5 protein-coding genes are annotated in these 5,926 nt (G+C 69.4%); 3 read left to right on the top strand and 2 right to left on the bottom strand.

Features of this window, described 5'->3' with window-relative positions; all coding sequences use genetic code 11:
- Positions 1–3,212, bottom strand: a 3,212-nt coding sequence (locus tag AC5LSR_RS11395) for an nSTAND1 domain-containing NTPase (RefSeq protein ID WP_493468432.1), incomplete at its 3' end; no start/stop codon positions are given.
- A gap of 380 nt (positions 3,213–3,592) precedes the next feature.
- Between AC5LSR_RS11395 and AC5LSR_RS11390 the strand changes: the two genes are divergently transcribed.
- Both AC5LSR_RS11390 and AC5LSR_RS11385 read left to right on the top strand, forming a co-directional pair.
- Positions 3,593–3,874 carry a type II toxin-antitoxin system Phd/YefM family antitoxin gene (locus AC5LSR_RS11390; RefSeq protein WP_250280558.1) on the top strand — a complete coding sequence of 94 codons (282 nt, stop codon included), beginning with the start codon at positions 3,593–3,595 and terminating at the stop codon, positions 3,872–3,874.
- On the top strand, positions 3,871–4,146 hold the full coding sequence (locus AC5LSR_RS11385) for a type II toxin-antitoxin system RelE family toxin (RefSeq protein ID WP_250280559.1): 276 nt from the start codon (positions 3,871–3,873) through the stop codon (positions 4,144–4,146). The genes AC5LSR_RS11390 and AC5LSR_RS11385 overlap by 4 nt, the downstream gene beginning before the upstream one ends.
- A 14-nt stretch (positions 4,147–4,160) precedes the next feature.
- Here AC5LSR_RS11385 and AC5LSR_RS11380 read toward each other — a convergent pair whose 3' ends face one another.
- Complete coding sequence (locus AC5LSR_RS11380; protein WP_493464464.1) at positions 4,161–5,342, bottom strand: epoxide hydrolase family protein; 1,182 nt, start codon at positions 5,340–5,342, stop codon at positions 4,161–4,163.
- Between the two features lie 91 nt (positions 5,343–5,433).
- Here AC5LSR_RS11380 and AC5LSR_RS11375 point away from each other — a divergent pair, with 91 nt between their 5' ends.
- Positions 5,434–5,832, top strand: coding sequence for a YccF domain-containing protein (locus AC5LSR_RS11375; RefSeq protein ID WP_250280565.1), 399 nt, complete (start codon positions 5,434–5,436; stop codon positions 5,830–5,832).
- Positions 5,833–5,926 lie beyond the last annotated feature (94 nt).

Genomic DNA, 5,926 nt, shown 5'->3' with positions numbered 1-5,926 from the left:
CCGCCGACGGCGACGGTACGCCCGTCCGGCCCGACCGCCAGCGACCCTGTGAACCGGCTGGGCTCCGGCGGGCCGGTCACCGGCGGACCATGCAACGACGGCCGGACCCGGTCACCGACGTCCCACAGCCCCAGGGAGTTGTCGGCGTTGCTGCTGACCACAGCCAGCGAACGGCCGTCCGGAGTGAACCCCACGTTGATGACGTCGGCGAGACTACTGATCACCGGGCCGGGGACGGACCACAGCCGTGCGACACCGTCCGCGGCTGCCGTCGCAAGGCGATGGTCGGTCAGGAACGTCAGCGCGGTCACCGGTCCCGGATGATGCAGCACGGCCACGAGACGTCGGCTGGCGAAATCCCAGATCTTCACCGTGGTGTCCGAGCTGCCCGCGACGAGGAAACGCCCGTCCGGGCTGAACGCCACCGCGTTCACCCAGCCGGCGGCACCGGTCAGTGGCGGGCCCGACAGCACCGGAGCGCGGGGATTCCCGACATCCCATATCCGTACACTTCGGTCCGCGCTGCCGGCCGCGAGCGTGTGCCCGTCCGGGCTGAACGCCACCGAAAACACGGTCCCCGTCGGTCCTGCCAACGGCTCACCGAGCGGATTCGGCCTACGAGGATCGGCGACGTCCCACAGCCGCACCGTCCTGTCCGCGCTGCCCGCGGCAAGAATGCGCCCGTCCGGGCTGAACGCCACCGACTGCACATATCCGTCCATTCCGGTCAGCATCGTGAGGAGCATTGCCGGCCGCCCAGAGGCGCCGACATCCCAGAGACGGATCACGTTGTCCGCGCCACCGGCCGCGAGAGTGCGCCCGTCCGGACTGAACACCACCGAGTACACCGTGTTCGTGGGCCCTCCGTCCGCCAACGGGCCCAACGACAGCGGCCTGCCGGGGTCGGTCACGTCCCACAGCCGCACGGCCCGGTCAGCGCCGCCGGAGGCCAGGGTCCGCCCGTCCGGGCTGAACGCCACCGAGAAGACGGTGTCGGTGTGACCGCTCAACGGTTCGCCGAGCGGAACCGGTCGGCCCACGTCGGCCAGGCTCCACAGACGTATGGTCCGGTCGGCGCCCGCCGCCGCCATCAGCCTGCCGTCGCCGGTGACCGCGGCTGTCTGCATCACTCCGGGAAAGCCGAGCATGCGGGTCACCGGGGCGGTGGCGGACGAGTCCAGAAGGCTGGCGCGGGCCTGCGCGGTGGGAGCGATCCGATAGGCGGCCAGGGACAGCTGCGCGGCCAGGGCCGGGTCGCTGTCCCGTATCCGGTTCGCTTTGATGGCCACCTCACGGGAGATGGCCTGGTCCCGCTGGTTCTTGGCGTCCGCCCGTTGCTGGAGCGAGAAACCGGCCAGCGCACCGGCGAGAACGAGCAGTACGCTCAGCGCGGCGAGCATCTGGTAAAGCCGCCGTGTGCGGCGGCGTTCAACCCGTTGCTCCTCCGCTTCCTGCTGAACGCTCGCATCCAGAAATTCGCGTTCCAACACATTGAGGTAGGAGCGGTGCCGTGGATCGGCCGCCCATTCGCGGGCGACAGCCAGCCGGGTACCTCGGTGCAGGGTCGTGGAGTCGCGGTCGAGATCCGCCCACGACGAGGCGGCGATCGTCAGTTCACGGTGTGTCTGCCGACCGGCCCGGTCGGCGTTCAGCCAGTCCCGCAGCCGCGGCCACTCGTGCAGCAGCGCCTCGTGAGTGATCTCCACGGTGTCCGCGTCGACGGTGAGCAGCCGCCGTCCGATGAACCCGTCGAGGACCGCCTGCACCTCCTCGACGATGTCGCTGCCGGCCCGGTCGTCGAGCAGTTCGGCGGCCCGGACGCGGCGGCGGACATCCGCGGTGCCGTCGTCAATGTGGACCAGCCGTAGAAAGATCTGGCGCGCGATGCCCTGATAGGTGCTGTCAAATGAGCTGTAGACCTCTTCCGCGGTATCGGCGATAGCACCCCGTATACCACCGACTTCGTGGTAGTCCGCAATTCTCAGCGTATTCTTCGACCCACGCTGCCAGGTGGAGAGCAGGGCGTGCGACAACAGCGGAAGCGTGCCGGAGTCATGTGCGGCGGTACCGTCGGGGGAAGCGGGGGAAAGATCACGAAGAAGAAGCTCGACCAGGCCTTCCTCGCAGTCGATCTTTGCCTTGCGTGCGGGCTCGAGGACAGCGCGTCGAAGTTCGGTTTCCGACATCGCTCCGACAGCGATCTGAAAATCCTGCAGAGCCGTGGTCAGAACGGGAAAACGCATGGCATGCGCGTAGAAGTCGGCACGCATGCCCAACACGACGAGCGCCGGGGGTGCCGCGCCGGTGCCGGCCGGGCCCGCGCTACCGCCATTGCTCTCGCCATCCCCACGATCGGTGTCGACGCCTGCCGCCTGCAACGCGGTGATGAACATCCGCTGTTCTTCGGGGTCCGTACATTCGATGAACATCTGCTCGAACTGGTCCACGACCACGAGCGCCCGCGGATCCGCGTTCCGGTCCGTGGACCCGGCACCGGCTGCCACCGCAAGGGCCCGCCGGAGAAGATCCCGGCAGCCTCCCGGGTCGCCCCGCAGATCGGCGGTCACGCCCGCCACGTCCTCCGCCGGCATCCCGGCCATGGACGCCAGATTCCGGGCGAAGTCATCGATCGGGCGCGCACCGGGCGTGAAAAGCATCCATGGCCATCGGTCCGACCCGGCCACGGAGCTGCCGGCGCGGATGGCGGGGATGACACCGGCACGCAGCAACGAGGATTTTCCCGACCCGGACGGCCCCACCACCATGAACAGGCCGCCGCCGGGCCGTTCGGTGAGCCGTGCCACCGTCGCCTCGGTCAGCTTCTCCCGGCCGTAGAACCATTCCGCGTCCTCCGGCTGAAAGCTCGCCAGCCCGCGATACGGGACGGGAGCGCTGGCCGGCCGTCTGCCCGGCGCCCGCCGGACCCGGCTGAGGGCGTCTGCCCACTCGCTGATCTCGGCCGGGTCGGTCACACCACAGGAACGTAGAATGTCGTGGAGCAGTGTGGGTGGCTTCAGCGCTGGCAGATGCCGACCACTGAAATAGCCGCCGAGCGTACCGGTCGGAATACCAACCGCCCTGGCCACGTCCCGCACTCCGAGCCCGGCCCGTTCCCTGAGCGAGGTGAGTTCCCGAGCGAAATCCTGCCGGGTGACGATCGCGGCCGGATCCGGCCGGCCGCCTGGCTCGGACGTGTCGTCCTTCTCAGTCATGCCACTCCGATCGCGCGCCCCACTCGACCGCACGAAGTTTTCTCGGAGAGCGGTTGCGCCCGGCCCGGAGCGGATGTCCACGCTCCGGGCCCCGAGGGCCTGGACGTCCCACGGCTGCGGGGATGCCGCGCACCGGGCACGGCGGCTGTGCCCGGCCTACCGTCCGGCACGGCGGAGCGACGCCGACACGTCGATCCAGGAGCGCGGTCACGTGCCCGCCGACGGCAAAGAGATCATTATCAGGTTCCCCCCGACCCATAGAGACAAGTCTTATATCACCGGCTCGTCACCCATAAGGGCTTCCCGCCATCCGGCCGGACCACAGGCGGCTGACATGGTGCACCCAGTCAGGTACTCCCAGATGAGCCAGAATTCTGTACATGACGACGCTTCCCCTTGCCGAGGCCCGGGCTCGGCTGTCCGAGCTTGTCGCTGCTGCGCAGACCACCCACGAACGTTTCGAGATCACCCGTAACGGACGCCCAGCGGCGGTACTGGTCGCCACCGACGACTACGAGGCGATGCAGGAGACCATCGCGGTCCTCGCCGACGGCGAGCTCATGCAGGCCGTCACGGAAGGGCTTGCTCAGCTCCACACCGGTGACGTCCTCGACGAGGACGAACTGGCCGGCTACCTTCGCCGCCACGGTCGCGGCGGGTGACGGCAGGCCGATACCGGCTACGAATCGCCCGGGGCGCCGCCCGCGCCATCGCCGAAACGCTGCCCGAAAAGGTCGCGACCGCCGCCCACAAGTTCGTCACCGGACCTCTGCTCGACGCCCCGCACCTGGTCGGCAAACCCCTCGACCCGCCGTTCGCGCCACTGCGGTCGGCACGACGCGGGCCCTATCGGGTCATCTACCTCATCGACGGCACCAGGCATGTCGTCGAGGTCACCGCGATCCGCCACCGCGGGGACGCCTACCACACCTGAACGCCGGCCAGCGCTCACCGCGGCCCGTCAGGTACATCGTCACGAGCCACCCGCAGCGGTAGCAGGCGGAAGAAGGTGCGGAGTTCGTCGACGAAGAGGGCTGGTTGTTCGAAAGCGGCGAAGTGGCCACCGCGGGCCGGCTCGTTCCAGTAGCGAAGGTCCCGGAAGCGGGTCTCGACCAGCCGGCGGGACAGCCGGACCGGCTCCCCCGGAAAGATCGAACATCCGGTCGGGACGGTCACCGCCTCCTGCGGACGGCTACGGAAACTCTCCCAGTACAGCCGGGCCGAGGACGCGCCGGCCGCCGGCAGCCAGTACATCATCACGTTGTCGAGCAGCTGGTCCCGGGTGAAGATCTTCTCCGGGTGCCCGTCGCAGTCCGTCCAGGCGTGGAACTTCTCCACGATCCAGCCGGCGAGCGCGGCCGGGGAGTCCACCAGGCCGTACCCCACGGTCTGCGGGCGGGTGGACTGCTGGGTCGAGTAGCCCGTCCCCGCCGCCCGGAAACGCCGGCCCGCGTCGAGTGCGGCCTGGTCCCGCTCGTCGAGTTCCCCCAGCTCCGCCGTGGCCGCGCGGACGTCCACCGATGGCAGGGTCAGATGCAGGCCGAGCACGGCGTCCGGATGGCGGCTGGCAAGCTCCGCCGACACCCTCGCCCCCCAGTCGCCGCCCTGCGCCACGTACTGGTCGTAGCCGAGCGTGGCCATCAGCCCCGCCCACGCGTCGGCGATCCGTGGCACCCCCCAGCCGGGGCCGGTCGGCTTGTCGCTGAACCCGTATCCCGGCAGGGATGGCAGGACGAGGTGGAACGCGTCGGCGGCCGAGCCGCCGTGGGCGACCGGGTCGGTCAGCGGCCCGATGACGTCCAGGAACTCCACGACCGACCCGGGCCAGCCGTGCGTCATCACCAGCGGCACCGCGCCGGGATGCAGCGAGGTCACGTGCAGCACGTGGATGCCCAGCCCGTCGACGTTCACCCTGAGCTGGCTGAACGCGTTCAGCCTGCGCTCGAGCGCCCGCCAGTCGTACTCCCGCTCCCAGTAGGCGCACAGCTCGCGCAGGTACTCCGACGGGATGCCCTGGGACCAGTCGGAGACGGTCTCGCGCTCGGGCCAGCGGGTCCGGCGGAGCCGGTCACGCAGGTCGTCCAGGTCGGCGTCCGGGATCTCGATGCGGTACGGGGCCGCCTCGGCCATGAGCTTTCCAGTCCCTTCGTCGGTCCGTCCGCGGCGGAAGTGTCCGCTGCTCGGTCGTGCGGTCCCGGATTCAAGGAGGAGGATGGGAGGTATGCGTCTGATATTGAACCTGATATGGCTGGTGCTGTGCGGGTTCTGGATGGCACTGGGCTATGTCATCGCCGCACTGATCTGTTTCGTCCTGATCATTACTATTCCGTTCGGGATCGCCTCGCTGCGCATCGCCAACTTCGCCCTGTGGCCGTTCGGCCGCCGGGTGGTCGACCACCGTGACGCGGGCGCGCCGTCGCTGCTCGGCAACCTGCTGTGGATCGTGTTCGCGGGCTGGTGGCTGGCACTCGGCCATCTGACGACCGGCCTGCTGCTGTGCCTGACGATCATCGGTATCCCGCTGGGGCTCGCGAACTTCAAACTGATCCCGGTCTCGCTGCTGCCGCTGGGCCGGGAGATCGTCCGCATCGACGGCCCCGACCGCCTCGCCTTCCGCTGAGCATCTCGCCGTCTCCTGGCCACGGCTCGCTCCTGGCCACGGCTCGCTCCTGGCCACGGCTCGCTCCTGGCCACGGCTCGCTTCTGGCCACGGC

This window comes from Protofrankia sp. CiP1_Cm_nod4 (assembly GCF_982290645.1).
Note: the sequence above shows the minus strand (reverse complement) of the source record. Positions and strands in the feature narration are given on the sequence as shown.

What these genes read in the sequence shown, in the direction of transcription:
- AC5LSR_RS11390 (WP_250280558.1), top strand. Translation starts at nt 3,593, where the DNA reads ATGACGACGCTTCCCCTTGCCGAGGCCCGGGCTCGGCTGTCCGAGCTT.
- AC5LSR_RS11380 (WP_493464464.1), bottom strand. Translation starts at nt 5,342, where the DNA reads ATGGCCGAGGCGGCCCCGTACCGCATCGAGATCCCGGACGCCGACCTG.
- AC5LSR_RS11375 (WP_250280565.1), top strand. Translation starts at nt 5,434, where the DNA reads ATGCGTCTGATATTGAACCTGATATGGCTGGTGCTGTGCGGGTTCTGG.